The organism is Novosphingobium sp. FG90 (genome assembly GCF_057808725.1).
The window spans coordinates 34,887-58,281 of the sequence record NZ_JBMDIO010000019.1 but is presented as its reverse complement, the minus strand read 5'-3'; the positions used below and the strand labels follow the sequence as shown (position 1 = coordinate 58,281).

Here is a 23,395-nt window from a genome sequence, read left to right as displayed (position 1 = left end):
AGCGCGGCGATGCTGGAGGTCTTCACGGTCGGGGGCGGCGAATATCTCGTAAACGTGTTCAATGCCGTCGCGGCCTGGTCCGGGGGAGGGGGCTATCGCTCGCTCCTACGGGTGGTGATGGTGATGGGCCTGATCTACTCGCTGCTCGTTGTCGCCTTCACGCTCAACTACAAGGCGTGGATGAATTGGTTCTTGCAGGCGACGGCCATTTACCTTTGCCTGATGGTGCCAACGGTCAGCATCAAGGTGACCGATCGTATCAACCCGAGTCTCGCGCCGGCGACGATCGACAATGTGCCGATGGGTCTGGGCGTGTTGGCGAGCTTCACCACCCAGGTCGGCGACTGGCTCACCCGCACGGCCGAGACCGTGTTCGTGATGCCGAGCGAGCTCAACTACTCGACGAACGGCATGGTCTATGGTGCGCGTCTGTTCGACGCGACGCGCAATTTCGTGGTGAGGGACGCCGAATTCTCGACCAATCTCGAAAGCCACTTCAAGAACTGCGTCTTCGGGGATGTGATGCTCTACCAGAAGTCGCTCACCAATCTCGCCAAAGCGCCTGATCTTTGGGCGGCAATCGGGCCGGGGTCCGAGGCGCGCTCGCAGGAATGGCTCGAGCGGCAGGGCGATGGCACCGTCCAGAACTTCATCGTCACCTGTCGGCAGGCCTATCAGGCACTCGACGCCCAATGGGCGCCGATGATCGAGGCAAACGCCCCGCTGTGGGGCAAGGAGGTCTACCCCAAGCTGAGCAACGCCCTGGCTGCCGACAAGCTCAAGCACGACGTGCCGATCGCGAACACGGCCTTTACCGGATCGGGGAGCAATTTCACCGAAACGATGCGCCAGAACACGGCCATCAACGCCTTCATGCAGGCGCGCAACAGCATGGCCGGCGGGGCCGGCGCCGCGGCAATCGACACCTTTGCGCAAACGAGGGCCGACATTCAGGCCCGCAACACCTACAACTCGATCGCGCAGCAGGCGATGGCCTGGGTGCCGATCCTGAACATCGTGCTGACCGTCGTCTTCTTCGCGATGTTTCCTGTGATTTTCCCGCTGTTCCTCATGCCGCAGACAGGCGTCGGCACGCTCAAGGGCTATGCCATGGGGTTCTTCTATCTGGCGGCATGGGGTCCGCTCTACGTGATCCTGCACATGATCTGCATGACGAGGGCTGAGTCAGCGGCCAACGGCGTGGCCGGGGGAGGGGTGACGCTCGGCAGTTATGCCGGTATCGGCGCGGTCAACGGCGAGACAGCGACGATCGCCGGTTTCATGCTCATGAGCGTGCCGTTCCTGGCGGCCGGTCTTGCGCGGGGGGCGATGTCGATCGCCGGCCAGTCCATGTCGATGCTGGCGCCCGCGCAGAACGCAGCCGAGGCGGCGGCGCTCGAGCAGACTACCGGCAACTATGCCTATGGCAATGTGAGCTGGGCGAACTCGACGTCGAATATGCGCCAAGCCGATCAGTGGACCACAGCACCGAGCTATATGGGCGGCGCGCCCAGCGTGGGATGGCGCCAGGACAATGGCGCCATGATCAACGGGTTCGGCAATGGTCAGGAGGTGTTCGACACCTCCAGTGCGATCTCGCGCCTCGGCTTCACGCCGACGATGACGACGGGATCGGTCGCCGAATGGCGCGAGATGGCCAGCGAAGCGCACCGTCAGGCGCAAGCCTATGAGAATGCTGCGGCCGAGGTACTCACCGCAACCCACGCCAATCGCAGCGCCTTTGGCACATCGACTGAACGGTCTTCCGGTTGGGATTCCAGCAGCGGACGGCAGGCGAACACCTCCGTCGATCAATTCGATCGGCGGACCGGAAGCAGCACACAGGGTCAGGAGGAACGGGACACGATCTCGCAAGGCCAGCGAATATCTCAGGGCCATGATCGCCAGGCGCAGACTAACGATCAGATCATGGGATCGGTCACTGCAAATGTCGGCGGGAACCAAAATGGGGGGCGGGCAGGTGGTCGCGGCGGAGCGTTGGGAAGACTGCCGGGGATTGGCGGCAGCGTATCCAAATCCGGCAGCCAGATCGATGGGCTCCGTTACGGGACGGAGGAAACCCGCGGCAGCGACAGCGCCAATACATCCTCAAGTGGCGTGCGGGACGAACATTCAAGCGGAACCGGTGCGTCGATGTCCGACGGGACATATTCGCGCAGCGGCAGCTTCAGCCGGGCATCGGCCACATCTTCGGCGTCGGCTAGCACTGAAGATTCCCTGGCGCTTGCGAAGTCCTATTCGGAAACGGCCCGCCGCCTTGAGGAGCTTTCCCAGCAGTTGTCGCGTGATGCCAGCTATGCCGAGACGCATGGCATGCAACTCAGCGAAAATCTGAGCCAGGATCTCGCTCAATGGTATCGACGCCAGCAGGTCGAGAATCCTGGGCTTGATGCGCCGGAGCTTTGGGCGACCGACTTGACCGACCAGCAGCGGGTCGTGCGCCAGGAGATGATCACGCGCTGGATGCACGACAAGCAGGACGGCATTCGGGCCGAGATCGAAGGCCGTCTGCACGATCCGGACCTCGTCGACGTAAGCCGGCCGAGCATCTCAAGTGCGGCAGACGTGAGAGGGTCTTACCGGCCACATGGACCTGGGCGTCTGCCCGCGGGCCCCGGCGGGGGCGGCGACGTGGGCGCCGCCGCGATCATCGAGGCGGGCAAGACCGAACTCAGCGGCGATCGGGCTGCTGCGCAGACAATGCGAGGACAGCGCGTTCAGGGCTCCACCGATCTCCAGCAGGAAGTGAACCGCGACCACGATCGTGGGTTCTTCCAAGACCCTAAGCTTCGCGAATAAAGCTTAGAGGAGGTAGAAAATCGCTCCAACGAAGCCGGCCATCAGAAGATACGCAAGCGCGTAGCCGATCATTCCTCCGCGAGTAGGATTGCCGTGCTGATCGGTGAACATCTCGATGTCAGCCAGTTCCTCTTCAACGACACCAAAGACGGGGCCTCCCGGGAGGTCTTTAGTCTGGTTGTATGTGTTGAGATCAAATTTGAGGATGCGCATGGCCATCTCCTGGCAGCGGAGAATAGCCGGTTCGAGCTTTGTTCGCAACGGATTGCAGGGGATTATTGGGAGATTGGCGAGTTTATGAAAAAGCCATAGACTGCCGTAACCTCGCTATAGATCCATGACCGTGGGCTTCGCTGTGAGGCCATCGTCTCGGGACAGAGGGCGTCCGATATCTTGAATTATATGTCCCAAATATATCTCTGACATATTAGTTCATGAAATTCCGAGGGATTGAGGAACCTTGGAATTTATGCCAAAGATAGACCATGAAGGTAGGTCGAACCGATAAATTGAAGTCGTTGCTCGACGCTTGGGAGCCGCACACCGTGGCGACCAGCCCGCATCTCAAGGCGCTTGGGCTGACGGCGCAGGATCTGCAGAACTATACCGCCTCACAATGGCTGGTCTCGCTTGGCCGCGGAGCTTTCAAGCGCCCCATGGAAACCGTGACCTGGCAAGGCGCGCTATACAGCGTTCAATCGCAGCTCAAGCTGCCGGTTCATGTAGGCGCCCTGACGGGCCTCGAGATAACGGGGAACAGCCACTATCTGCGCTTCGGAGAGAGCAAGGCCTATCTCTTCTCTCCGCTGCATGTCGTCCTGCCGGCCTGGTTCCAGACGCATTGGGGGGAAGAAGTTCGGCACATGCAAAGCAAGCTCCTGCCGAATGACCTCGGCCTCACCGAGCAGCGAAGTCCGGAAGGCTATCCACTGACCACGGCGACGCCCGAACGGGCCATCCTGGAGCTGCTGCACCTTGCGCCCAAGGAATTCGATCTCGTCGAGGCCGGCCAGATCGTCGAAGGCATGACGTCGCTTCGCCCCAAGCTCATGCAATCGCTGCTCGAGGCCTGCGCGTCGGTGAAGGTCCGGCGGCTGTTCCTCTATCTTGCGGAGCGAGCGGAACTCGCCGTCATGCGCCATCTGAAGGTGGAGCAGATAGACCTGGGTTCGGGTGATCGCAGCCTTGCGAAAATGGGGCGCTATGTCCCGAAATACCGACTGCTCTTGCCCAAGGAGCTCGTTTCGGGTGGCAACTGAGCAATATCGCGATCAGGTCCGGCTCCTGCTGGACGTCCTGCCGCTGGTCATGGCCGAGCCCGTCTTCGCGCTGAAGGGCGGCACCGCGATCAACCTGTTCGAATGGGATCTTCCACGCCTCTCGGTCGACATCGATCTGACCTACCTACCGATCCACGACCGGGCCCAATCCTTGCGCGCGATCAGTGAGGCTCTCGCCCGGATCAAGGCGGACATCGAACGCCGCCTGCCACCGACCCGCGTGACCCAGACACGCCAGGGCCAGGAAGGGATGGAGGTCAAGCTCAACTGCCAGCGCGGCAAGACCCAGATCAAGGTGGAGGTTAATCCCACCCTGCGCGGCCATCTCCTTCCCCTCCGCGACTTGCCATGTTCGGACCAGGTGCAGGAGAGGTTTGAGGCGTTCGTCGAGGCGCGATGCCTCTCGCACGGTGAGCTTTTCGGCGGAAAGATTTGTGCCGCGCTGGACCGGCAGCATCCGCGCGATCTGTTCGACGTGAAGCGCCTGCTGGACGCAGAAGGGCTGGTCGACGAGGTTCGTCACGGCTTCGTCGGAGCGCTGGTAAGCCACGGGCGCCCGGTCGCTGAGCTGGTCAGCCCGAGCCGAAAGGATCAAAGCGCTACGTTCAAGGCTCAGTTCGAAGGAATGCCCTTCGAGCCATTCACCTATGAGGATCATGTCGAAACGCTCGATCGCCTTGTGCAGACGATTCATGCCTCGCTCGATGCCGACGATCGACAGTTTCTCAGGAGCTTCGAAGCTGGGGATCCGGAGTGGGAAAGCTTCCCGCTGCCCGCTGTCCGTGAGCTTCCAGCGCCGCAGTTCAAATTGATGAATATCCTTAGGTTCAGAGACGCGCAGCCCAAGAGGCATCAGGCCGGTCTGGCAGCGCTGGAAGCGGCGCTTTCGTAACCAATCCATCTCGGTCGTGAACAGGGCGCAGCTAGGCCGGCAGTTGGTCCAATTGAAGGCGGTGCGTGTCATGGGCAGTGACGGCGTATTCAATCGCGCCGGGGAGCCAAGGCCGGGGGAGGGGATTGGCGGCGAGTGGATTGTGAATGACGTAATATGGCGGTTGGCCACAGAATTTGTCGCGGTCATCGGGAAAGGCATAGAAACCGGAGCAGCCGACGATTGCGCTGACGCAGCGATAGTCCTCCTGGAGGAAGTTGTCGGTGGGAATCTCTTCGCCGTTGGCCTTGAGCACGGTGTCTTGCCATGAGAGCTGCCAGCCACCGAGCGGCTGACCTGTCTGCACGTCGACATGGGCCTGCGGGCTGCCGAAGGGAAGTACAGCCATAGCCGCGAGCGGGACGCCGCCAATGCCGAGGGTATCGCCGCCAAGCCGGCAGGTGTTCACCGCGATCACGAACGGGAGTTTCGGATCGACTGCCTCCTGCTCCAGACATTTGAGATAACCATCACGCTTGGCTTTGATGACAGACGTCCAGCGCAGGAGCATCTGATCGGTGGGAACCATACCGGCGCCGTTGGCGCCGCCATCCTGCCACTCCTGCGGCAAGCCGCCCTTGGCGGCGTCGCCCGGCTGCGCGGCGACCGCTTCGATATAGACCTGATCATCGATCAGGAAGTCTGGCCCCTTGTCCTCGCTGGCCATGTTCCAGCCGAGGTCCTGAAAGCGGCCATAGAGCATCGCTTCCCAGATCCGGCTCGCCAGCTTGCCGAGATCGCCGCGCTGGAACTCGACAAGGAAATGGCGGTCGCGGCAATCCGACCGCGCGAACCTCGCGACCATTGGCGTCAGATAGTTCGCGATGTCGGGATCGCTACTTGGCCAGATGCGCGAGAATGTTTCGCGAATGAGCGCAGTCAGTTCGTCGTTATCGCTCATTTCGTGCCGGGGCGACCATCAAGGCAGGGAAGGGGGCGACGCCTCGGTCCTCAGGGGGCTCGAGGCGTCAATCTCGACTAGCCGTTGAGCTTGTCCTTGACGGCTTTCGCCACAGTGAAGGTAAGTTTCCGGGAAGCGGCGATCTTGATGGTCTCGCCATTGGCCGGGTTGCGGCCTTCGCGGGCAGGCACGTCTTTCACCTTGAATTTTCCGAAGCCGTTGAGGCTTACTTCCTCGCCCTTGGCCGCCGCATCCGCGATCGCCGCGAAAACGAGATCGACCGCCTTGCGGGCATCCGCCTTGGTCGTGCCCGTCTGGCCGGCGAGGGTTTCAGCAAGCTCACTATTGTTCATTCGGATAGTCCTCATTTCAGTTGAAATTGCTCACTGCATAGCCGCCTGGACCGACCTGCGCCATCGGTGTGCTACGTCTGCATGAAAATGTCTGCCTTGTGGGTGTCCGACAGGCTCATCACACGATGGGCGAATGCTTCGTTTTCATCGGTCGCCTGATCAAACAGACGTGCGAGCTTTGCCAGATTTTCAGTCTGAAGGTCGCTGAGCGCCGCGCGATCAGCTCGAACGACGTCGATTTCGGTGCTGACGACATAGGAGAAGAACTTGCCCAACAGACCCGCGACGACGTCGCTGACCTGGATCAGCGGTTCGTCCTGCGAGTCCACGAACCTGAAGCTGTCGACTGGCACGCCGTCACGCATGAGGGGATCGGCCAGCAACTGGCGGCGGACGACTTCCTCGAGGTCGAGAACATGCGTCGAGTTGCGCAGCAGTGCGATCCTGTGGCGGAAGAAGATGTCGAACCCCTCGATCAGGATATGCCGATCTTCATCGTCACCTTCGATGAACGGAAAGCTCTCACCCTGAATGGCGTCCTCGAGAGCCTGGGCAAGAAGCCTCCCATAGAAGGGATGAAGGTGATCTGCTTCCTCTTCGACCATCTGCAGCACGACATGATAGAATTGCGGGCCATCGCGAGGATCGAGCGCGGGATAGTTGAAGAGCCGGAACAGGTCCGTGGTCGCCTCGAGGTCCCGGCGCAGGGCAAGGTTGAGCATATCCTTGAGAGCCGGTGCGACCAGCATCAGTTCTTCACGATCGCCCGCGATAAGTGCGGCGTCTACAATGTCGACGAGCGACCAGTAGATTACGTCCAGGCACTGGTAGTGGAGGAATAGCCCGTTGGCCGCGATCCAGTCGAGGAGGTCCCCCAGACGCCGTGAGCCCAGCAGGTCGAGAAAGTCGCCCTTGCCGATGTGCGCGAGCTTCATCTCCTTGGTGGTGGGCTGTAGTTTGAGAGCCGCGCGTAGAGGGGCGATGTCGATGGGTTTGCGAGGACCGCTATGGGCAACGCCGGCGAGGACAAAGCATCCCGGATTATCGACGTTCAACCCATCGGCCGTGACGTGCAAACGGCGGATGTTGTTCGTCTCGTCATAATAGAGCGTATAAGGCGCGTCGGCGCGATCCAGCCCGTGAAGGTGAATGTCGAGCCCGCGCAGATCTTCGATATCAATTCCCTGTTTGCTCTCCGTCATCCGCAATGTCAGCGTTTCGCGATCCTGAGGCCTGAAATGGCGCGTGCGCGAAACCGCGCGGCTCCGCCTGCCTCGCGCACCTTTCGAGCCTTTTCGGCATAGCGGCGCGCCATCTGCCGGTGCGCGAGAATGCGATCGATGCAGGTCGCCCGGCTAGCCGCACGATATTCATCCGTCGTGCGCAGCTCGTAATGTTTGAGACTGAAATCAGCCACGCTGGTCTCCGACAGTTTGCCATTGCCTTAGTGCCAACTGTGTCACTTTACCTCACGCCGGGTAAAGTGACGTAGATGGCAAACGTTACGATCCGTCTGGCTTGCGGTTGGATATGCGGATGATGTTGACGAAGGCCACGACGATGCCGAGGGCCATCACGATGAGCAGGCCCCAGGGACCGGTGCCGGCAAACCTGTCGATGATCCAGCCAAGCAAGGCACCGCCGGCAACGCCGCCGAGTAGTTCCGCCAGCACGCGATTGCCGAGGCTATAGCTGGCATCGGCACCTGTAGAGGCAGGGCGGGTTCGTTCCTCTTCGGCCGAATGCGCCGCCTCGAGGCGATCCTTCAGGCCATCCAATCGGGGATCCTCTCCGATAAGATCGGGGTCTGATTCATCTTTGCTCATGGGGCGGGTCTAGCATGGTGTGAAGACGAGAAAAATGATGAGGAGGGGTGAAGTGACACGGATGGCAAAAGTGCCGTCTCGCGTCTCCATGAGCATTTTGGGGGATTCACAAGAGTCCAGCTTTGTGCTTGATTCGTTCCATGATCCAGCAGGACCTCTTCGCGGCGACGCCCCAGCGAACGACGGGCATGCCCGATATCGTACGCATCATCGCCGAGCACTCCGCGCGGCCGCGCTATACCTTCATGGTGCTTGATCTGATCGCGCGGGTTGCGCGGGCCAACGGGCAGGCGGGACCGCTCGTTCGCGAAGGCGAAGCGCTTGTGCCGATCCGCGAATGGCTGGCCGCGACGATCGCACCCAGCGGCGCGCGTCATCATCAGCGCCGCGCGACCGCCGACAAGGTTCGAGCTGCGCTCGTCGGCCGGGGAGAGTTTCCAGGTGATCCGGCCGAGGCCGACCGCCTGGTCGAGGCGGAAGTCAGTGAGCGTGTCCGCGAAACCGGCATGACGGCAATCAGCCGGGCGGTGTCGGAGCTGGTGAGGGCCGGGCTGATCACGCGGCACTACCAGGGGTTCTTCGTCGATCATGAAAACCGCGGCGCCCAGCGTCATGCGGTCTACACCGTGACCGACGCGGTCCGAGCCGCGCTTCACCCAAGCATCGCCATTAGCGAGCACCGGCGGCAACCCTATGTCCGCGGCGCGCATGGGCAGCCCCGGGCAGAGGCAGCGCGCGCCTCAGGCTAAATCCCCGGTGCGTGCTGCGGCAGAGCGCGCTTTTCTTGGCGCTCCCAGGTCTCGATCAGGAACAGGGCCAGCGAACTGGCGGCGTTGATCGCGAGACGTGCGATGCGCGGGTCGATCCTCCGGAAGCCCTTTTCACGCCCGTGAGCGTCACCACCATGCGTTCGCAGCGCACCGATGCCTTTTGCAACCGATGTCAGGCCGCTCAGGATCTGGCGGACGTCTGCTTCCACTTCGGCGGGCAGGTCGCTGCGCCCCGGCGACAGGTTCAGCGGCTCCTGGACGGCGCGGATAAGGCCGTCGATATCCTTGCGGGGCGGCAGCGGCAACCCGAGCTCGATGAGGATGGATCTGCAGACAGCCTCGATGAGCGAGCACGCGGCGGTTACCGCATCTTCGGGGTCATCCTGAAGATTGGGGAGGGCGCGCGCTATCTCCATCTGCACCGTGTCGAAGTCCAGTGTTTCGACTTTCTGGATGAAGGGTTCGACGATCGTCCCGGAGCTCTGGCGTCTGGTCAGCACGGCCTTGCCGCCGACGATGACCACCGCCAGCTCGTCCGCTGCGAGCGCCTTGTTGAGATGCTCGCGAACCGCGGTCGCCTTATCGGGCTCCGTCAGATATTCGCGCGGATCGCAGACCTTCTCAATGATCCGCGTGATGTAGACATCGCCCTGGCCGTCATAGTGATTGGCTGCCTGGCGCAGGAAATCCGTCGTCGCGGGTACGCGAGAGCTCGCGCCGATACGCATGTCGAGGCCGCAATCGAGGAAGAATTGTTCGATCTTCGGGCCCGACCGATAGATTCCGATCGCCGGGCTGTTATCATTGCCGGCGCCGCCCGTGATCGTGTCGACCAGCGCCTTGATGACAAAGGCAGAGAATTTGCCGCTCATGGCTTGTCTGCCGCGAGAGAGAAGGACGCGAGCTTCGGGCAGCCTTCAATCTTCACTACCCACATGCTCAGCCTTGTCCGAGAGTGATTCCGTCAGAATTCGATGCGTAATTGCTTGGGCTGCCGTGACCAGATGGCTGTATCTGTCGCGGTACAGGAGTTGACCGATGACTGTTTCGACGGCCTTCGGGTTGACCTTTTCTACGACGTCTAGCGCCTTTTGGCATCGCTCGCGGCCGCATTCGCGCAACGCTGAGACGAGATAGTCGTCTCCATGATGCTCGGCGATTGCTGCCAAGTCGAACATGTCGCGTGGCTGCAAGTTCCAGCCCCGGAAATAGACCTTCTTGGCTGCGATTTCGGCCGGTGTCTCCAGGTCGACGATCTGCCCTCGCACATCGTGACGCTCGCTGGCGATATCGAGGATGGCGGAAGAGCAGATGAAGTCGATCTCGCCGAGTTCGTCAAAGGCCAGTTTGAGCGCCTGCGTCCCGTCGGTCTTATATTCGTCCGGTCGGCGGGTCATGGCGAAATCTTGGATCTGCGGATTGAGGAAGGGTAGGATTTGCGGATCATCGAGAAAGATGTCGATGTCGTGGCTTTCGCGATGGTCGATCTGGAGCATGAGAGCGGTCCCGCCGCCAAAGCTCCACGAAGGCGCAAAGCCTACGGTTTTCTCTAAATGGCCGAAGATTTCCATCGCGAGGTCGAACAGGACTGGCCACTGGCTCGGGCCCCGCTCGACCATACGTTACGCTGCCAGCGGGAGCGCGTAGCCCGACAGGTTGGAAAACTGGTCTGCGACCGCGCAGACCTTATCGGCATCGACACCCATTTCCTGGACGAACTGCAACTGCAGAGCCGGGCTCACTTCCGAGAAAAAGGAGAACACGGGCGCGTTGAAGTCGCTCGCGCTCTTGGGGTCGGTGATCAGCGCGGCGAGTTGATGCGCGGAGAGGTTCGCCCCATAAGGAGCGTTCACCGTCGCCAACACCAAGCTTGCAGCCTTTGCCATCTCACAACCTGTACCATGATCCCATCGATCACTCCGTCTATATAGCTCTGGGGCGTTATCAAAACAAGAACGGGGCAATCTGACGAGTAGCTGGGTGAATGTAGGCGTCAGATTTCCGGCTTGAATCCGCCCTCCCCGCGCGATTTTCCCACTTACCATAATGGGAGATTATGGTAAGTATAGGAGCGCGAAACCGGCAGGGAAGGGGCAAGTTCCGCAGATGAAGAAATTGCAGCAATCACGCGGCACAAATGTGCCGCGCATTGTGCCGCAGGCGACCGAGCGGCTGGCGTCACTCGGCGTCGGACTCAGGAACCTCGAACAGTTCGACCGCGAAATCCGCGATCTGGTCGGCGGCCAGGTGCATCATGGCGATCGGCGCGCTCTCCATATCAACGCGCTCGATCTTCCCGTCCTTCATCTGGACCAGGAAGCGGTCGCATTGCTCGAGCACGACCATGCGAATCCCGTCATCCTCGTCGAGCGTCAGCCGACGCACGCTTCCTTCATAGGCGATCCAGGCTCCGTCATGGCCGCTGGTCGTCCGCACATAACCGACGGCGACATGGCCGCCAGCCTCGACCTTCTGGACGATCGGCAACAGCCATCCGAAGCGCAACGGATCGGCCCTCGCCGTAATCGGCGATGTCCGGGCAATCGTTTCACAGATCCAGCCCATCAGCACCGCCAGTCCGAGGAAAAACAGCAGTTCCAGTTCGATCGCAAGCGAGGACAGCCCCTGTGGCGCATGGCCGCTGAGCAGCGCCTTATAAGGGTTGGGTTCGTAGGACAGCCTGATGAGTGGCTTCCAGGCCGCGATCAGTTCGTTGAGCGCGAAGATGCCAGCGCCGAAGACATGCGCGCCCAGCGCCAGCGCCACAACCAGGAAGATAGTGAGATTGGAGTTCGGCCGATCCGGTCGCGGCGAGACAAAATCGCGCGCTTCCCCGATCCGAAGTCCGAAATAACCAGCGAAGCCCGGAAGCAGCAGAACGAGCGCGCCGAGCAGCGCATATCCGAAGGTCATGCCAGCTTAGGCCGTTTCGGCGGTCTTCTCGGCCCTGGCGGCGCGAATCTTCTCGCGGTCGATGACATAGACGCCGTTGCGCTGGACGGCCGCCTCACGCGCTTTCCTCCAGCTCCCGAAGGTTTCATGGACCTCGCGGCCCAGTTTCAAGGCTTGTGCCGAGTTAAGCTGCATCATGTCCTCCAGAATGACATATAGCGAGCAATGGCTGAGAGTTCCACAAGATCCTCCGATATGGAAATCATCGTCGTCAGAACCGAGGACGCCGCACTGCCGATGCGGTCGCGGAACGCGGACGCCGAAACGGTCGATATGCGGTTGCTCCGCACGATCGGCGGCATCGTTCCCACAGATCTGCCGCCGATCAGCCAGCTCGGGCTCGAGACGACGCTTTCGGCCATGGCCGACGCGACCAAGGCGGCGATTGCCGCCGATCTCGATTGCTGGCGTGACTGGTGCGGCGAGGAAAGCCGAAAACCACTGCCCGCCGATCCCGAAGATGTGGTGCGCTATGTGAATGCGCTCGATGCCAGGGGGAAAAAGCCCGCGACCCTCGCGCGACGTATCGCGAGTCTCGGTTCGGTCCACCGCATGATGGGACTGACGGGCGATGCCGCGCCCACCGACGCGCCGATGGTGCGGGCAGCGCTCAAGGCCGTCCGCAGGCGCAAAGGTGCCCTCCAGCGCCAGGCAGCGCCCTTGCGGCTGGGCAAGGCACTCGATCCTCATGCCGCCAAAGGTTTTACCCTTGCCGCGCTGCTCGATGCCTGTGGCGGCGATTTGCAAGGGCTGCGGGATGCCGCCCTGCTTTCGCTCGGCTATGATGCCGGCCTGCGGGTCAGCGAACTCACCATGGTGGAGGCAAGACAAATCGATCCACAGGAGGATGGCTCGGCGACGCTTTTCATCCCTTACTCCAAGACCGACCAGGAACAGGAAGGCGCCTGGGCATGGCTTTCCGCGGAGACGATGCGGCGCGTCGGCGCATGGCTGGTTGCAAGCGGCATCGAAGAAGGCCCGCTGTTCCGCAGGGTCGGGGTCGATCGACGTCGCGCACGGGAAACCGTACCGGAAACTGCGCTCGCACGAACGACCTATTCCATCGGAACGACATCTCTAACCCGGCAGGGCGTCAACGGCATCTACCGCCGTGTGGCGCTCACGGCCTATGACAAGGGACTGGTTACGCTGGCTGTTGGCAAGCTGGACGACGCGATCCAGGCCTTGTCCACACATTCGCTGCGCGTCGGCCTTACCCAGGATCTCTTCGCGGCGGGAGAGGATGGCGCTGGCATCGCGCAGGCCCTGCGCTGGAGTTCGCCAACAACCGCATTGCGCTATGGCCGCAAGCTCGCCGTGCGCAGCAATGTTGCCGCACGCGTCTTGTCGCGGGTCCGTAAATGAGCTGCCAGCCCTGCCTTTCCAGGCCGGATTTGCAAAGACTCTCATATTGTTGGAGACTCCGACGAGGACGGTTTCCGAAGAAATCGAGGAGAATGAGTTTGCCGACCATCACGATCGAATTGAGCAAAGAGGATTCGGCGAACCTGGCCGAACTTACGCGGCGTTGTGTCGATGCAGATCAAGCACGAAATGGCGCAACGACTCATGGACCACTTGAGAGTGCCGCGGACCTTCTAACGATGCTGGCGCAGGATGCGGCGATGGTCATTCGCCGGCCCGGAAGCTGGGAAGGTGCCGGCATGGCTCGACTTCTCGCGGGTCACGGGTATGAGGTGTAGCGCGCCCGCCAAAAGCGGGGCGAAGATCTCGAGAGCGAATGAACGGCTCGTCCGAAGCGCAGCGCCACATGTTGCGGCAAGTGGATACCTGACAGGACCATCACATGACCTAGAACGGGTCTGGGCCTGTCTTGCGGCGGCGATTGAGACGGTCCCGGTGTCGAACCCAGCCTGAAGCGAACGGACGAAGGATAGAGGAAGGAATGTTCACGCTCGATGACGGTTTGGTCCACGCACAATCCGCCGGTACTTGCGCAGCCCTCTATTGTGCGAAACGCGTCCAACTTGGAGTGAAGGGGGATTGGAATATACCGCCGGTGATCGAGGCATGTCTGACGGGACCCTCTGCCCAGGCTTTGGCACTGGCCCACAGCATGCCTTACTGGAATTTGCGGAAACTTCACCGTGATAGGGCTCGCGTCGGCGTATATGCGCTCGTCCTGCGCTCGGGGAATCTGTCGGTTCGATGGCAGCCATTCGGTTGCGATTTCGATAGCAATATCGCCAGATTCGATTTCGAGGGGGACGATGATACGGACTGGATCCGTTCACCGATCCTGGGCCCGCAGGTTATGCAACGGCCGGACAATGAACTCTATTTCATCGAGGATTTCGCCGGCCTGATGCACCGCGTGGACCGAGCAGAGGAACTGTCGCCAAGGGAGCGGCTCCTTCTGGACATTGAGTGCGAAGCTCTCGTGGCATTGCTCAAGAATCTCATCGGAACCTTGTCCTGGTTCGTCAGGCCGATCTGGGAAGACACGATTGTCTGTCGATGGAAGCCCCGTCCGGAAGATAGCGGCAATAAGGGACTTCCAGCCTATCTTCTCCCTGGGCAGAGACACATTGCCGCGCTCGAGGTCCGAATGCGGCACGAGCTGGAGGCGAACTTCTTTGAGGGCATCCTGTCCTGGGCACTATCGCAACTGAAAATCGAAGAGGGAGATTTCTGTAGCGTGCTGGCTGACATCGATCCGAAAGAGCAGAGCCATCATGCGCGCAGCCAGCGCGTGAGCACGGCCATCAAAAACATGACCGGTGCCGGCGGCCCCAAGCGCGTGGCCCGCGCGCTTGGGGCGCTGAAAGCCCTGAACCGGCTTCCCAAAGGATGGTCTGAGGCCGTTGTCCCGAGAGAAGATGATCCTTGGGAAACCAGCATACAGCAGCACTTCGTGGACAGCATCAGCACAGCCGGCTAAATGCCAGTTGCGGCTCCTGGGCCACCGTACCTGCGTGGCGGTCGTAGACCCTCCTCATTGGATGAATGATAGACAGTAATTTCGCGCGCGACTTGGCGTCGATGGCGCGTTTCAACAGGCTGGCATTGTTCGTGGCCAGCACCTTGTTCCTGCCGCGGCCCACGCAATCAGTTCGAACGCGCGATCATATGATCCCGAAATTGCGCTGCCTCGGGTGGAAGCCCCCGAAACCAGTAGCGCCGGACGGGGTAAGGGAGCCAGCGCATCGGCACTCTGCCGAAACCGAAGAACGCCAATATGCACCCCGCAATGAAAGCCGTCATCACGCCGGTGCGGATCAGATCGCCCGCCTGTGTCGCCGGATAGACGGGGAGGTAGATGACGACCAACAGCATGATCAGCACGGCGAGGGTCAGCCTGAATGAGAGCCGCCACCAGTCATCCATCCGATGCTCGAACGTCACCAGAAAGGCCTCCCGATCCGCACGCCCCTGCGGGCTGTCAAGATACACCATGTGGGGGTTCTCCGGCTCCGGCGCGGCCCCGACCGGCACCGGCGTTGGCGGATACCGGTCCGGCGGACACGGCGTCTTTCGCCAGATGACAAAGCCCAGAATCTCTTTCCGGTTCGCCTGACGCTTGCGGTACGGCCAGTAGATTTCGTGCCAGTAGGTCAGGTTCGATTTGCCTTGAGCGGCCAGCCACTCGTAAATCGGTTCTGGCGGCGTGGGTGCCGGACCGTAATCCGTCACTGCCCCAAAGGTGCAATGATAAACGAAGTGGAGGAAGGCGCCGACGAACACGACCTTGGCGACCACGGTCGGAACGGCGCCGGCAAGAACCCCAAAGAAGGTCTGCCAAAGTTGTGGTTCGAACCAGCAGAGAAAACGCGCTCCCAGAATGACCGTGCTGAGCCCAAGCAGGAGCTGGCCAAGCCAGAATAGCGCGCGGCTGCGATTCAGCGGGCCATAGCGCGCGCGTTGCAGGGTGAGGATCGCCGTGTCGATCTGGCGCTCCCCCTCGCCCGGATCGTCCGGAGCCAGATGGGCGGCCAGTGCGTCATAGGCGCGTGGTTGTCTGGTCATTTCTGTTTCTCCTGAAGGGCGCCGACAATTTTTGAATGCCTCGGGCAAGGCCCGCCTCGCGGAGTCCGGCCATCTCGTCGCGCCTGCGGCAGGAGCGGAACAAGGATGCCCGACACACGGGTATGGCTTCTGCTGCCTCCATCAGAGGCTCTCAGGCCGGGTAAGCATGATGCGCGTCTTGAGATTGCCATCGGGCCGGCGATGCAGGTCGATGATATGCCCGGTCCGCGGCTCGAAGCTCATGAGCTCCGCAACCGTCTCATAGGATGTGTTCGATCCGAAAAAGTGCGCCGGGCCATGCCATTTCTGGCCCTCGATCAGCCGCATCCTGAAGGTGCCTTGCGGGACCGGAACGCGAATGCGGTCGTTTTTTGAGACATAGACCGAGATGATGTGCCGGCCTGATGCCGGATCGAAGAGCTGCACGACCGCGTTCGCATCCGCGGTTTCGATGGTGAGGAAGCTGGAAATGCGCTTGCGCGTGACCCCGTTTTCGACGGTGACCGAACCCGATTCCGGGAAAGGCATTGCCGCCGCGCCGTCAGGCAGCCATCCCGCCCTTTGGGCTTCCCCTAAAAAGGGAATGGCAATGAGGAGCAGGCTCAACGCGAAGGGCAACCAGCGCAGTGTCCCGCCGGCATTACCGCGCAGGCTCCAGTACCGGCTACGCTGATAGTCGAAGCCGCGGTTGACGGAATCGAACCAGGCGCCTTCCATCCGCCCGGTCGGGGTTTTCTTCGCACGGTCGCGATAGCGCTCGCGCATATAGTCGCGATCATCGAGTCCCATGGCCGGGCTACCCGTTGATCGCGGCGGTCGGCGCCGCGTCGCGAAGATGCCCGATCACCCCGAAACGGCCTGGACGGTCGGTCCCGTACCGGCGGGAATCCGAAAGGTCCGGTAGCCGGCCCGGGCTGTCATGGCGTCGCGCTCCCGATCCTTTTCGGCATCATGCGAGCGGTCGTCGATCTCGATCAAAGCGATGACCCTGCCTGTGGTGGGATCCTCCACCACGAAATCGACGATCTTGCGCGCGAAGGGATTCCAGTCTGCCGGGATGACCCGCCGGCCAGGCACGGAAGGCACCTTGAGGAGCGCACCCATCGCGACCTGTGCATGGATGCGGTACATGGGCAGCACATGTTCGAGCGCCGCCAGCATGGCCTGTTCTCGTTGCGTCATGAACGGCCTGGCGACAGGCGCCAGAGGCTGCTGAGGGGTAATATTGCCCGACAGCCGCGACCAGCCGAGCGCCACGAGCCCGCTCACCAGCAGGAGCGAGGCCAGAAGTTGAAACATGTTCACAGCTCTCTCCTTCAGCCCCAGCCGTCGCGCCGACCTTCCCCGTTGTCCCGCAGATTCCGGCCATCGAGCGCCGAGCGGCGGATGTTGAGCTCGACCTCTTCGCCCTTGCGGGTGATCTGGACGTCGCGCGGATCGAGGCCGTTTCGCCGGGCATAGTCGTTTGCCGCCTTCTCGCTGCCGAACTTGCCGGCTTCCTCGAATTCCCAACCCATTGTTCATCTCCTTCTCTTGGCCGCCGGCACCGCGCCGGCGGCTTCTCCATTCACAAGTCGAGGCCGAGGCTGCGTTCGGGCAGCGGCGGCAATGGATCGCCGCGATCCGGCTTCAGATCGGACGGCGCTGGCGGGGCCTTCGCGGCCGGCATGGGCGCGGCGCCATCGGGCAGCGGCGGGAGGTCGGTCGGAATCGGTGGAAGGTCCGAAAGGTCGATACCATCGATCGGGCCCGGGTCGAATTTCTCGAGGGTCTGAGCGCCCGGTCCCTTCTTCCCGTCGATGTCGAGGCGACCGAGCGTCTCGAGGGAGGAGGTCTTGTCACCGGGGTTCATGTCGAGCTGGCGGCCAAGCTTCTCCTTGTCGTCGACCACCATCGTGAGGGCATCGCGCACGCGGGTGACGAGGACGTTGAACAGACGCTGATTGGACAGGAAACGCTCGAATGACGACATCACACCGATCGCCTTGTCGGTGGTGATCCCCTGCGCCATGTGCATGTTAAGGCTGTAGGCAAGGTCGAGCCGAGACAGCATCGGGTCACCGAGGCCGAGCGTCACGAGCGCCTTGTCTGCAGTCTCTACTTTCACGCCATCGGCATCGACGCCGACGACACGGGCGAGAGCGGCGTTGAGCATACCGCGTTCCTTGTCGTTGGCGGTCCAGCGGATGCGGTCGCCTTCGCGGAGTTGAAGGTCCTTCTTCTCGGAGAGCTGCAGCCGGTCGCGCTGCTCGGTCGGGGAAAGCTTCTGGGGATCGAACCGGATCCTGCGGCGACCGTCCGACAGTTCAACCTTTCCGTTGGCATGGACTTTCAGGACGTCGTAGCGGCCCGCCTTGATGCCGACGTCCTGCGCACCGCCGCGGCCGACCTCCAGCGTCTGGCCCGGCCAGTAGGTCGACGCATAGCGCAGCTCCTCGCGGGTCGTATTGACGCGCTCGTATACGGTGAGGTGGATCGCCTCGCCCTTGACGCTGCCTTCGGCGATCAGTCCGTCCTGAATGCGCTGATTGATGATGGCGCGCGCATCGCGGCCCGACGCGAACACGGCGGTTGCCTCGCGCTCTTGCGGGTCAAGTCCGAGCCACATGTCGGCGGCAGCGGCCGCCGGGTCGGCTGCCTCGACGACACGCTCCCCCAGCACCTTCATCGCCGCGCCGGCCTTGCCGATATTGGCGAGCGCGGCGACCGTGCGCAGCTGGTCGGTGCGCTGACGGATATTCTGGTCCATGCGCGCCACGGTGCCACCGCCGACCTGGATCATGGCGAAGGCCTTGCCGGCATCGATCGAGGAGAGCTGCTGGCGATCGCCGACCAGCACCAGCTTGTCGACACCCAGGGCCGCCGTGATCTGGTGGAGCTTGAGCATGTCGTTGCTCGAGACCATCGACGTCTCGTCGACCAGCAACATGGTGCCGGCGAGCTTCTCGCGCGCGGCGTCATATCGGGGCGTGTCACGCTCGGTGATGAAACGCTCATTGGCGAGGACGAAGGAGGCGATCGTCTGCGCCTTGATGCCCGCCCCTTCACCGAGGTCCGCCACCATTTTGTTCTGAAATGCGAGGCCGGTGATCGATCGGCCTTCGGCTTCGGCGACCCGGGCGACCGCCTGGAGCATGGTCGACTTGCCCGCGCCCGCAACGCCCTGGACCGACACGGTCCGATCTGTCGACGACAGGATCATTGTCGCCGCTGCAAGCTGACCCGGATTGAGGGGCAGAGCCACCGCTTCCTGCAAGCGCTGCGGCGCGTCTGCTGCCGCCACGATCGGCTCCGCTTTCCCTTTGCCTTCTTCGACAGCACCGAGGATCTTTTCTTCGGTCCGCAGAGCCTCCTGCGTGGTGCCCATGCGGCCCGTCCGATCCGCGGCGGTCGCAACGCCGGGGATGAGCTGACGGTTCTGCACCAGCCGATCGATCCGCTTCTCGATCATGTCGACGGTGACGCCTTTGAGGCCGAGATCGAGCGCGGTCTTGCTCAGCAGATTGACGGGCCAGGCGGCTTCGCGTTCGGAGAGCATGCGCACGGCAGACGCGACCGCAAGCTGCGCGCGTGCTTCTCCCGGCGACTTGACCGCCCGGGCGAGCGCGTTGTCCACCAGAGGATCCTGGGGACGAAGCAGCGCACCCAGGGTCTGGCGGGCGCCATCCACGGCATCGACGATGGCGCGGTAGCCGCGCTCCAGGGCGCTTTCCGGAGCCGCTAGCCCTGCGCGCGCCTCGGCCGCCGCCCGCAGGTCCTTGCCGTCGAAGCCGTGGGCCGCAGCCTGGTCGATCCAGCCCTGCTTGAGCGCCGCGCGATCCTCGACATCGAGTTTGGGATCGCGCGAGCGCTTGGTGATTTCGCGCAGGCCCTCGGGCGACTTGATGCCCAACCGCGTCGCGTGATCGAGGATCTCTTCGCGGCGCTGACTGAACTCGCCGATGACAGCCTTGGGGACACCCGATATCTCGAACGTGCCATGCTTGCCCTTGAGCTCAACCTGATAGCCGATCCGCTCGAGCCCGGCGCGCAGGAAGGCGTGGTAGATCGAGCCGATTATGCTGTTGTGGCTCCAGAGCTTGTCGGCATGGAGCGCCTGCCATTTGCCGTCGGGCATGCGCGTGAGATTGGCGATCACCGCATGGATATGCGCCTGGGGATCGAGCGCCCGGCTGGTGTCGTGCTGGAACAGCGCATAGACGAGATTGCCGGTCTGGACCGGCACCTTGCGGCCTTCGATGTCGCGCCGCCCCTCGGCGAGGTTCTTCTCGACCCACGCCATGGTCTGCTTGACGGCCGCCATATTGGCCTCAAGCACGCGCTTGTCGCCGGCGACATAGGCCATGATCGAGGCCGACTTCGGCATCGAGAAGGTGAGGTCGTAGCCCGCGCGCCGGTTCTCGACCTGGGCGACCGCTTCCCCGCTCGGAAGGATGCCATTGAGCACGCCCTCGAACGCGTCCTTGGACACCTCGCCGGACAGACCGAGGTCTTCCGACCCCTCCCCCGCCCACAGGCTGATCTCTGAGGATCCCTCGACCGTATAATAGTCGTCCTTCGCGAAATAGTTCGCGGCACCGGAAGCGGAGCGGACGCCGGCGACCGAGAGCATCAGATGCCCATATCCATGCCGTCATCGTCGCGGCCGCTGGCGAAAGCCTGGCGCAGCTCAACCAGCGTCAGATCCTCGACCTGCGGGCTGGTCTCGCCGTGCCGATGACCATCGCGGCGGTCATCCCTGTCGCGCGCGGAGACCGGCTGTTCTTCGCCGCCGGTGCGCGCCGCTGCCGCCTTGTCCGCCGCATGGGTGCCGGGCGTCGCCTGTTCGTCACGATCGTCGGCGCGCTGGGCCGCGCGCCGGGCGGCATCGTCCTCCTCCTCGACCTCGGCCGACAGGATGCGCGCGGCCAGATCGCGGGCGAGATTGGTGGTCTCGGCCACCTCTTCCACCACCTGCAACGAGCCGTCGCGCCCGCCTGCCTCCCCTGCCCCATCCTCGTCGAACGCTTCCTCTCCGCGCTTTGACCGCACCGGCCCGACATCGGGCCGTTGGACGAAGCCCTGGGCGACCTGGGGATAGTCTTTCCACTCGAGCAGGATCCGCGCCGCGGGAAAGCCGTCGGGGAACTTCACGAAGCCGTGCATCGAGGGCAGGTTGGTGATGTCGTCGGCGATGACGAGCGGCTCGACCTGTTTGCGCGGGGTCAGGGTCGAGGCGTCGCGGGTGTTGTTGTAGCCATAGCTATAGGCCTCATCCATCTGCCGAACCTCGCGGTTGCCGATGTAGCGGGCGCACTGCTCGGCCGTGTCGAGATCGGCGGTCGCGAGGATAAGCTTGGAGCGGGCAAGCGAGGCGAGATTGCGCGCTCCTTGCTCGCCATAGACTTCGACCAGTTTCTCGAAGCTATGGATGCCGAGGATCATAGCACCGCCGAACGCGCGGGCGGTCTGAAGACCATTCTCGATGGCGGGCAGGCGGTGGAGAGCGCCGAGCTCGTCGAACATGAACCATGTGCGCAGGCTGCGCGTGCGCGGCAGCGTCATCAGCCGGTTGATGGCGAGGTCCATCCAGAGCGTCAGCAGCGCCCGGTTCATCGGCAGATCGACATAGTTCGAGGTCACGAACAGGATCGAGCCGGGCTTCTTGTCGCGGGTGATCCAGTCGCGGATCGAGAAGGGCTCACCTTCGTCCGGCAGGAAGCGCAGGACCTGCGCGTTGGTGTTGAAGACGGCGCGGATCGATTCCGCCATGCGGGCCGCTTCTGGGGCGGTCAGCGGATCGGCGATGGTGTTGGCGAGGAAGCGGTGAACGCGCTTCAGGTCGGCCGTCATCAGGTTCTCGGACAGCGCGAGGTTGCTGGTCTGTCCCCGCTCCATGAGGCGGATGCACATCTCGATGAAGAGCGTGCGCGCGGCGAGCGCCCAGAAGGGTTCGGAGGAGCCGCCGTCAGACGGGATCAGCGCCGCCGCGGCGGCGGTGAACTCGCTGTGCGTGCGGCAGTCGTTGAAGATCGACCAGGCCGGGCAGCGCGCGTCCATCGGATTGAGGATCGTGTCGCGCGTGGGATCGTAGAAGGCTTCGACATAGGCCCCTGTCAGGTCGAAGATCACCGCCGTGTCCTGACGCTCCCGCATCTGGGTGACGAGGCTCCTCAGCTCCGTCGTCTTGCCCGAGCCGGTGGTGCCGATGAGCATGGCATGCGACTGCTCGGTGCGGTGCGGAAAGGGGATGCCGGCGAGCGTGTAGGGATGATGGATGCCGGCTTCCTTGCGCGCGCGGAACGGGAGCGCCAGAACCTGCCGCGGGGACAGGCTGGGGAAGAGGTCGGCGGCTTCCTCTTCGAACTTGATCCGGTTGTGCTCATTGATCTCTGCAAGGAGGACGGTGCGGTCGACCAGCATGGCCCCGCGTTCATGGCGTTCCTGAAGGATCGAACGCCCCCGCCGGTGCGAGATGTCGACGAACCAGATGGCCGCCGGAATGGTGATGAAGATCGAGACGAGGAAGGCGCCGATGAGGCCGCGCATCGCGACGGCCCAGGCGGTGATGACCTCGGGCACATAGGGCACCGCTTTCATCACGGTGCGCAGGATCTCGCCATTGGGAAGCGTGACGTTGACGCGCTTGCTCGGATTGAGATCGACCCAGTTCCAGAGCGTCGCGTAGATCTTCATGCAAACGAGCTGGAAGCCATGCTCATCGAGCTTGATCGACATGATGATGAACCAGGCTGCGAGGAAGGCGAAGAACCACAGGATGAAGGGGAGTTTCGTGCCCGAGAACCACATCAGCATTTCGTGGGTAAGAAGCTGGCTGCCGCGGGTGAAATTACCGGCATTGCGCTGGACGCGGCCGCGCGCGGAATGATGGGTGAGCGGGACGGGACGCCCGTCCGTGCGGATGTCCTCACGCGCCATGATATTGCTCCAATCGCTTGTCGGTTTCGGCGATGATGCGATCGCGATATTCGGGGAATTGCTCGCGGATGATGATGTCGAGCGCGAGCTGCTGGAACTCGCTGATGCGGGCGATCCGGCGATGGCTGGAGCTCAGCAACTGGCCCGATCCCAGGAAGGCATCGACGGCCGCGCGCAGCAGGTCCGATGGCGTGCATCCGCGTTCCGCCGCGAGCGCGACGAGGCGATCATATTTGCCGCGGTCGAGCCGGACCGAGCAGTGCTTGTAGGGGATGGTCAAACCGAGCCTCCTAGCAGGGAGGCTGGTGGGGTCTCAGAAACCGGTCCGGGTTATAGCGCAATCGCTGTGGTGGAGCAAGGAAATCGGCTTCCCCGCAGCAAGCGTGTGCGCCTGTAACACGCGAAAATGGCGGATTTCCGTGGGTTTCGGGAACGGCGAAACCATGTCCCACAGTGTCCCACCGAGCGGAAACGCCATAACCGGTTGGAATTGTTCCAGAACCTATGCACCGAAGGTGCGTTCGGTGTGCTTCTCTGCACCAGGGCTGAGTCCAGACCCTCGGAGCGTCCAGGACGCGTTCGGAATGGTTGGGATAGCGCCTCCGGCGGGGCTCCGTGCCGGCCTGCGGTCGGAAGGAAATGCCGGCTGGCGATTGA

The 23,395-nt window shown here is 62.5% G+C and carries 25 protein-coding genes; 7 read left to right on the top strand and 18 right to left on the bottom strand.

The genetic code is table 11. The features are described from left to right. Window positions 1-9 precede the first annotated feature (9 nt). The gene (locus ACODRZ_RS16715; protein ID WP_019054278.1) at window positions 10-2,820 is read left to right on the top strand and encodes a conjugal transfer protein TraG N-terminal domain-containing protein; all 2,811 of its coding nucleotides are present in this window, start codon (window positions 10-12) and stop codon (window positions 2,818-2,820) included. A gap of 3 nt (window positions 2,821-2,823) precedes the next feature. Here ACODRZ_RS16715 and ACODRZ_RS16710 read toward each other — a convergent pair whose 3' ends face one another. After that, entirely contained in the window at window positions 2,824-3,033 is a 210-nt protein-coding gene (locus tag ACODRZ_RS16710) for a hypothetical protein (RefSeq protein WP_026149934.1), read from the bottom strand. 272 nt (window positions 3,034-3,305) lie between these two features. Between ACODRZ_RS16710 and ACODRZ_RS16705 the strand changes: the two genes are divergently transcribed. Continuing rightward, the gene (locus tag ACODRZ_RS16705) at window positions 3,306-4,079 is read left to right on the top strand and encodes a type IV toxin-antitoxin system AbiEi family antitoxin domain-containing protein (RefSeq protein ID WP_488971806.1); all 774 of its coding nucleotides are present in this window, start codon (window positions 3,306-3,308) and stop codon (window positions 4,077-4,079) included. Further along, on the top strand, window positions 4,024-4,992 hold the full coding sequence (locus ACODRZ_RS16700; RefSeq protein WP_235219114.1) for a nucleotidyl transferase AbiEii/AbiGii toxin family protein: 969 nt from the start codon (window positions 4,024-4,026) through the stop codon (window positions 4,990-4,992). The genes ACODRZ_RS16705 and ACODRZ_RS16700 overlap by 56 nt, the downstream gene beginning before the upstream one ends. 31 nt (window positions 4,993-5,023) lie before the next feature. Here the strand turns inward: ACODRZ_RS16700 and ACODRZ_RS16695 are convergent, their stop codons facing one another. The 5 genes from ACODRZ_RS16695 to ACODRZ_RS16675 all read right to left on the bottom strand — a co-directional run bounded on the left by ACODRZ_RS16695 (window position 5,024) and on the right by ACODRZ_RS16675 (window position 8,111). After that, complete coding sequence (locus tag ACODRZ_RS16695; RefSeq protein ID WP_019054640.1) at window positions 5,024-5,932, bottom strand: hypothetical protein; 909 nt, start codon at window positions 5,930-5,932, stop codon at window positions 5,024-5,026. A 77-nt stretch (window positions 5,933-6,009) separates the two neighbouring features. Beyond that, a complete protein-coding gene (locus ACODRZ_RS16690; RefSeq protein WP_019054639.1) occupies window positions 6,010-6,285 on the bottom strand; it encodes an HU family DNA-binding protein in 276 nt (91 codons plus the stop codon). A gap of 71 nt (window positions 6,286-6,356) precedes the next feature. Further along, complete coding sequence (locus tag ACODRZ_RS16685) at window positions 6,357-7,487, bottom strand: DUF3800 domain-containing protein (protein WP_019054638.1); 1,131 nt, start codon at window positions 7,485-7,487, stop codon at window positions 6,357-6,359. An 8-nt stretch (window positions 7,488-7,495) separates the two neighbouring features. Next, the gene (locus ACODRZ_RS16680; protein WP_019054637.1) at window positions 7,496-7,702 is read right to left on the bottom strand and encodes a hypothetical protein; all 207 of its coding nucleotides are present in this window, start codon (window positions 7,700-7,702) and stop codon (window positions 7,496-7,498) included. An 85-nt stretch (window positions 7,703-7,787) separates the two neighbouring features. Beyond that, entirely contained in the window at window positions 7,788-8,111 is a 324-nt protein-coding gene (locus tag ACODRZ_RS16675) for an AtpZ/AtpI family protein (RefSeq protein WP_019054636.1), read from the bottom strand. 140 nt (window positions 8,112-8,251) lie between these two features. Between ACODRZ_RS16675 and ACODRZ_RS16670 the strand changes: the two genes are divergently transcribed. Continuing rightward, window positions 8,252-8,860: a hypothetical protein gene (locus ACODRZ_RS16670; protein ID WP_019054635.1), complete on the top strand. Its 609-nt coding sequence runs from the start codon at window positions 8,252-8,254 to the stop codon at window positions 8,858-8,860. On the opposite strand, the gene ACODRZ_RS16665 is transcribed toward ACODRZ_RS16670, so the two are convergent. The 5 genes from ACODRZ_RS16665 to ACODRZ_RS16645 form a co-directional block, all read right to left on the bottom strand. Then, window positions 8,857-9,753, bottom strand: coding sequence for an abortive infection family protein (locus ACODRZ_RS16665; protein WP_019054634.1), 897 nt, complete (start codon window positions 9,751-9,753; stop codon window positions 8,857-8,859). The two genes, ACODRZ_RS16670 and ACODRZ_RS16665, sit on opposite strands and share 4 nt — an antisense overlap. 45 nt (window positions 9,754-9,798) lie before the next feature. Further along, a complete protein-coding gene (locus ACODRZ_RS16660) occupies window positions 9,799-10,452 on the bottom strand; it encodes a nucleotidyl transferase AbiEii/AbiGii toxin family protein (protein ID WP_235219113.1) in 654 nt (217 codons plus the stop codon). Between the two features lie 51 nt (window positions 10,453-10,503). Further along, window positions 10,504-10,767 (bottom strand): hypothetical protein, encoded by a 264-nt coding sequence (locus ACODRZ_RS16655; protein WP_019054632.1) that lies wholly within the window; start codon window positions 10,765-10,767, stop codon window positions 10,504-10,506. Window positions 10,768-11,059: 292 nt separating this feature from the next. Then, the gene (locus ACODRZ_RS16650; protein WP_019054631.1) at window positions 11,060-11,794 is read right to left on the bottom strand and encodes a hypothetical protein; all 735 of its coding nucleotides are present in this window, start codon (window positions 11,792-11,794) and stop codon (window positions 11,060-11,062) included. 6 nt (window positions 11,795-11,800) lie between these two features. Further along, complete coding sequence (locus ACODRZ_RS16645; RefSeq protein ID WP_019054630.1) at window positions 11,801-11,971, bottom strand: hypothetical protein; 171 nt, start codon at window positions 11,969-11,971, stop codon at window positions 11,801-11,803. A gap of 57 nt (window positions 11,972-12,028) precedes the next feature. Here ACODRZ_RS16645 and ACODRZ_RS16640 point away from each other — a divergent pair, with 57 nt between their 5' ends. From ACODRZ_RS16640 to ACODRZ_RS16630, 3 genes are all read left to right on the top strand, one after another. After that, window positions 12,029-13,198, top strand: coding sequence for a tyrosine-type recombinase/integrase (locus ACODRZ_RS16640; protein WP_019054629.1), 1,170 nt, complete (start codon window positions 12,029-12,031; stop codon window positions 13,196-13,198). A 98-nt stretch (window positions 13,199-13,296) separates the two neighbouring features. Then, the gene (locus tag ACODRZ_RS16635; protein ID WP_157410331.1) at window positions 13,297-13,536 is read left to right on the top strand and encodes a hypothetical protein; all 240 of its coding nucleotides are present in this window, start codon (window positions 13,297-13,299) and stop codon (window positions 13,534-13,536) included. Window positions 13,537-13,739: 203 nt separating this feature from the next. After that, entirely contained in the window at window positions 13,740-14,735 is a 996-nt protein-coding gene (locus tag ACODRZ_RS16630; RefSeq protein WP_026150008.1) for a hypothetical protein, read from the top strand. A 167-nt stretch (window positions 14,736-14,902) separates the two neighbouring features. Here the strand turns inward: ACODRZ_RS16630 and ACODRZ_RS16625 are convergent, their stop codons facing one another. The 7 genes from ACODRZ_RS16625 to ACODRZ_RS16595 all read right to left on the bottom strand — a co-directional run bounded on the left by ACODRZ_RS16625 (window position 14,903) and on the right by ACODRZ_RS16595 (window position 23,018). Continuing rightward, entirely contained in the window at window positions 14,903-15,820 is a 918-nt protein-coding gene (locus tag ACODRZ_RS16625) for a hypothetical protein (RefSeq protein ID WP_019054626.1), read from the bottom strand. A gap of 141 nt (window positions 15,821-15,961) precedes the next feature. Further along, complete coding sequence (locus ACODRZ_RS16620) at window positions 15,962-16,609, bottom strand: hypothetical protein (protein ID WP_024020800.1); 648 nt, start codon at window positions 16,607-16,609, stop codon at window positions 15,962-15,964. A 54-nt stretch (window positions 16,610-16,663) separates the two neighbouring features. Next, complete coding sequence (locus tag ACODRZ_RS16615) at window positions 16,664-17,119, bottom strand: DUF2726 domain-containing protein (RefSeq protein WP_488971808.1); 456 nt, start codon at window positions 17,117-17,119, stop codon at window positions 16,664-16,666. A 17-nt stretch (window positions 17,120-17,136) separates the two neighbouring features. Further along, window positions 17,137-17,337, bottom strand: a complete 201-nt coding sequence (locus ACODRZ_RS16610; protein ID WP_019054788.1) for a hypothetical protein — start codon at window positions 17,335-17,337, stop codon at window positions 17,137-17,139. 50 nt (window positions 17,338-17,387) lie between these two features. Beyond that, window positions 17,388-20,432, bottom strand: a complete 3,045-nt coding sequence (gene mobF / locus ACODRZ_RS16605) for a MobF family relaxase (RefSeq protein WP_019054787.1) — start codon at window positions 20,430-20,432, stop codon at window positions 17,388-17,390. Next, window positions 20,432-22,738, bottom strand: a complete 2,307-nt coding sequence (locus ACODRZ_RS16600) for a type IV secretion system DNA-binding domain-containing protein (RefSeq protein WP_024020798.1) — start codon at window positions 22,736-22,738, stop codon at window positions 20,432-20,434. The genes mobF and ACODRZ_RS16600 overlap by 1 nt, the downstream gene beginning before the upstream one ends. Then, window positions 22,728-23,018, bottom strand: coding sequence for a hypothetical protein (locus tag ACODRZ_RS16595; RefSeq protein ID WP_019054536.1), 291 nt, complete (start codon window positions 23,016-23,018; stop codon window positions 22,728-22,730). The genes ACODRZ_RS16600 and ACODRZ_RS16595 overlap by 11 nt, the downstream gene beginning before the upstream one ends. Window positions 23,019-23,395 lie beyond the last annotated feature (377 nt).

Bases quoted from the DNA above. Each gene is read 5' to 3' on its own strand.
- ACODRZ_RS16715 (WP_019054278.1), top strand. From the start codon at position 10: ATGCTGGAGGTCTTCACGGTCGGGGGCGGCGAATATCTCGTAAACGTG.
- ACODRZ_RS16710 (WP_026149934.1), bottom strand. From the start codon at position 3,033: ATGCGCATCCTCAAATTTGATCTCAACACATACAACCAGACTAAAGAC.
- ACODRZ_RS16705 (WP_488971806.1), top strand. From the start codon at position 3,306: ATGAAGGTAGGTCGAACCGATAAATTGAAGTCGTTGCTCGACGCTTGG.
- ACODRZ_RS16700 (WP_235219114.1), top strand. From the start codon at position 4,024: ATGTCCCGAAATACCGACTGCTCTTGCCCAAGGAGCTCGTTTCGGGTG.
- ACODRZ_RS16695 (WP_019054640.1), bottom strand. From the start codon at position 5,932: ATGAGCGATAACGACGAACTGACTGCGCTCATTCGCGAAACATTCTCG.
- ACODRZ_RS16690 (WP_019054639.1), bottom strand. From the start codon at position 6,285: ATGAACAATAGTGAGCTTGCTGAAACCCTCGCCGGCCAGACGGGCACG.
- ACODRZ_RS16685 (WP_019054638.1), bottom strand. From the start codon at position 7,487: ATGACGGAGAGCAAACAGGGAATTGATATCGAAGATCTGCGCGGGCTC.
- ACODRZ_RS16675 (WP_019054636.1), bottom strand. From the start codon at position 8,111: ATGAGCAAAGATGAATCAGACCCCGATCTTATCGGAGAGGATCCCCGA.
- ACODRZ_RS16670 (WP_019054635.1), top strand. From the start codon at position 8,252: ATGATCCAGCAGGACCTCTTCGCGGCGACGCCCCAGCGAACGACGGGC.
- ACODRZ_RS16665 (WP_019054634.1), bottom strand. From the start codon at position 9,753: ATGAGCGGCAAATTCTCTGCCTTTGTCATCAAGGCGCTGGTCGACACG.
- ACODRZ_RS16660 (WP_235219113.1), bottom strand. From the start codon at position 10,452: ATGGAAATCTTCGGCCATTTAGAGAAAACCGTAGGCTTTGCGCCTTCG.
- ACODRZ_RS16655 (WP_019054632.1), bottom strand. From the start codon at position 10,767: ATGGCAAAGGCTGCAAGCTTGGTGTTGGCGACGGTGAACGCTCCTTAT.
- ACODRZ_RS16650 (WP_019054631.1), bottom strand. From the start codon at position 11,794: ATGACCTTCGGATATGCGCTGCTCGGCGCGCTCGTTCTGCTGCTTCCG.
- ACODRZ_RS16645 (WP_019054630.1), bottom strand. From the start codon at position 11,971: ATGATGCAGCTTAACTCGGCACAAGCCTTGAAACTGGGCCGCGAGGTC.
- ACODRZ_RS16640 (WP_019054629.1), top strand. From the start codon at position 12,029: ATGGAAATCATCGTCGTCAGAACCGAGGACGCCGCACTGCCGATGCGG.
- ACODRZ_RS16630 (WP_026150008.1), top strand. From the start codon at position 13,740: ATGTTCACGCTCGATGACGGTTTGGTCCACGCACAATCCGCCGGTACT.
- ACODRZ_RS16625 (WP_019054626.1), bottom strand. From the start codon at position 15,820: ATGACCAGACAACCACGCGCCTATGACGCACTGGCCGCCCATCTGGCT.
- ACODRZ_RS16620 (WP_024020800.1), bottom strand. From the start codon at position 16,609: ATGGGACTCGATGATCGCGACTATATGCGCGAGCGCTATCGCGACCGT.
- ACODRZ_RS16615 (WP_488971808.1), bottom strand. From the start codon at position 17,119: ATGTTTCAACTTCTGGCCTCGCTCCTGCTGGTGAGCGGGCTCGTGGCG.
- ACODRZ_RS16610 (WP_019054788.1), bottom strand. From the start codon at position 17,337: ATGGGTTGGGAATTCGAGGAAGCCGGCAAGTTCGGCAGCGAGAAGGCG.
- mobF (WP_019054787.1), bottom strand. From the start codon at position 20,432: ATGCTCTCGGTCGCCGGCGTCCGCTCCGCTTCCGGTGCCGCGAACTAT.
- ACODRZ_RS16600 (WP_024020798.1), bottom strand. From the start codon at position 22,738: ATGGCGCGTGAGGACATCCGCACGGACGGGCGTCCCGTCCCGCTCACC.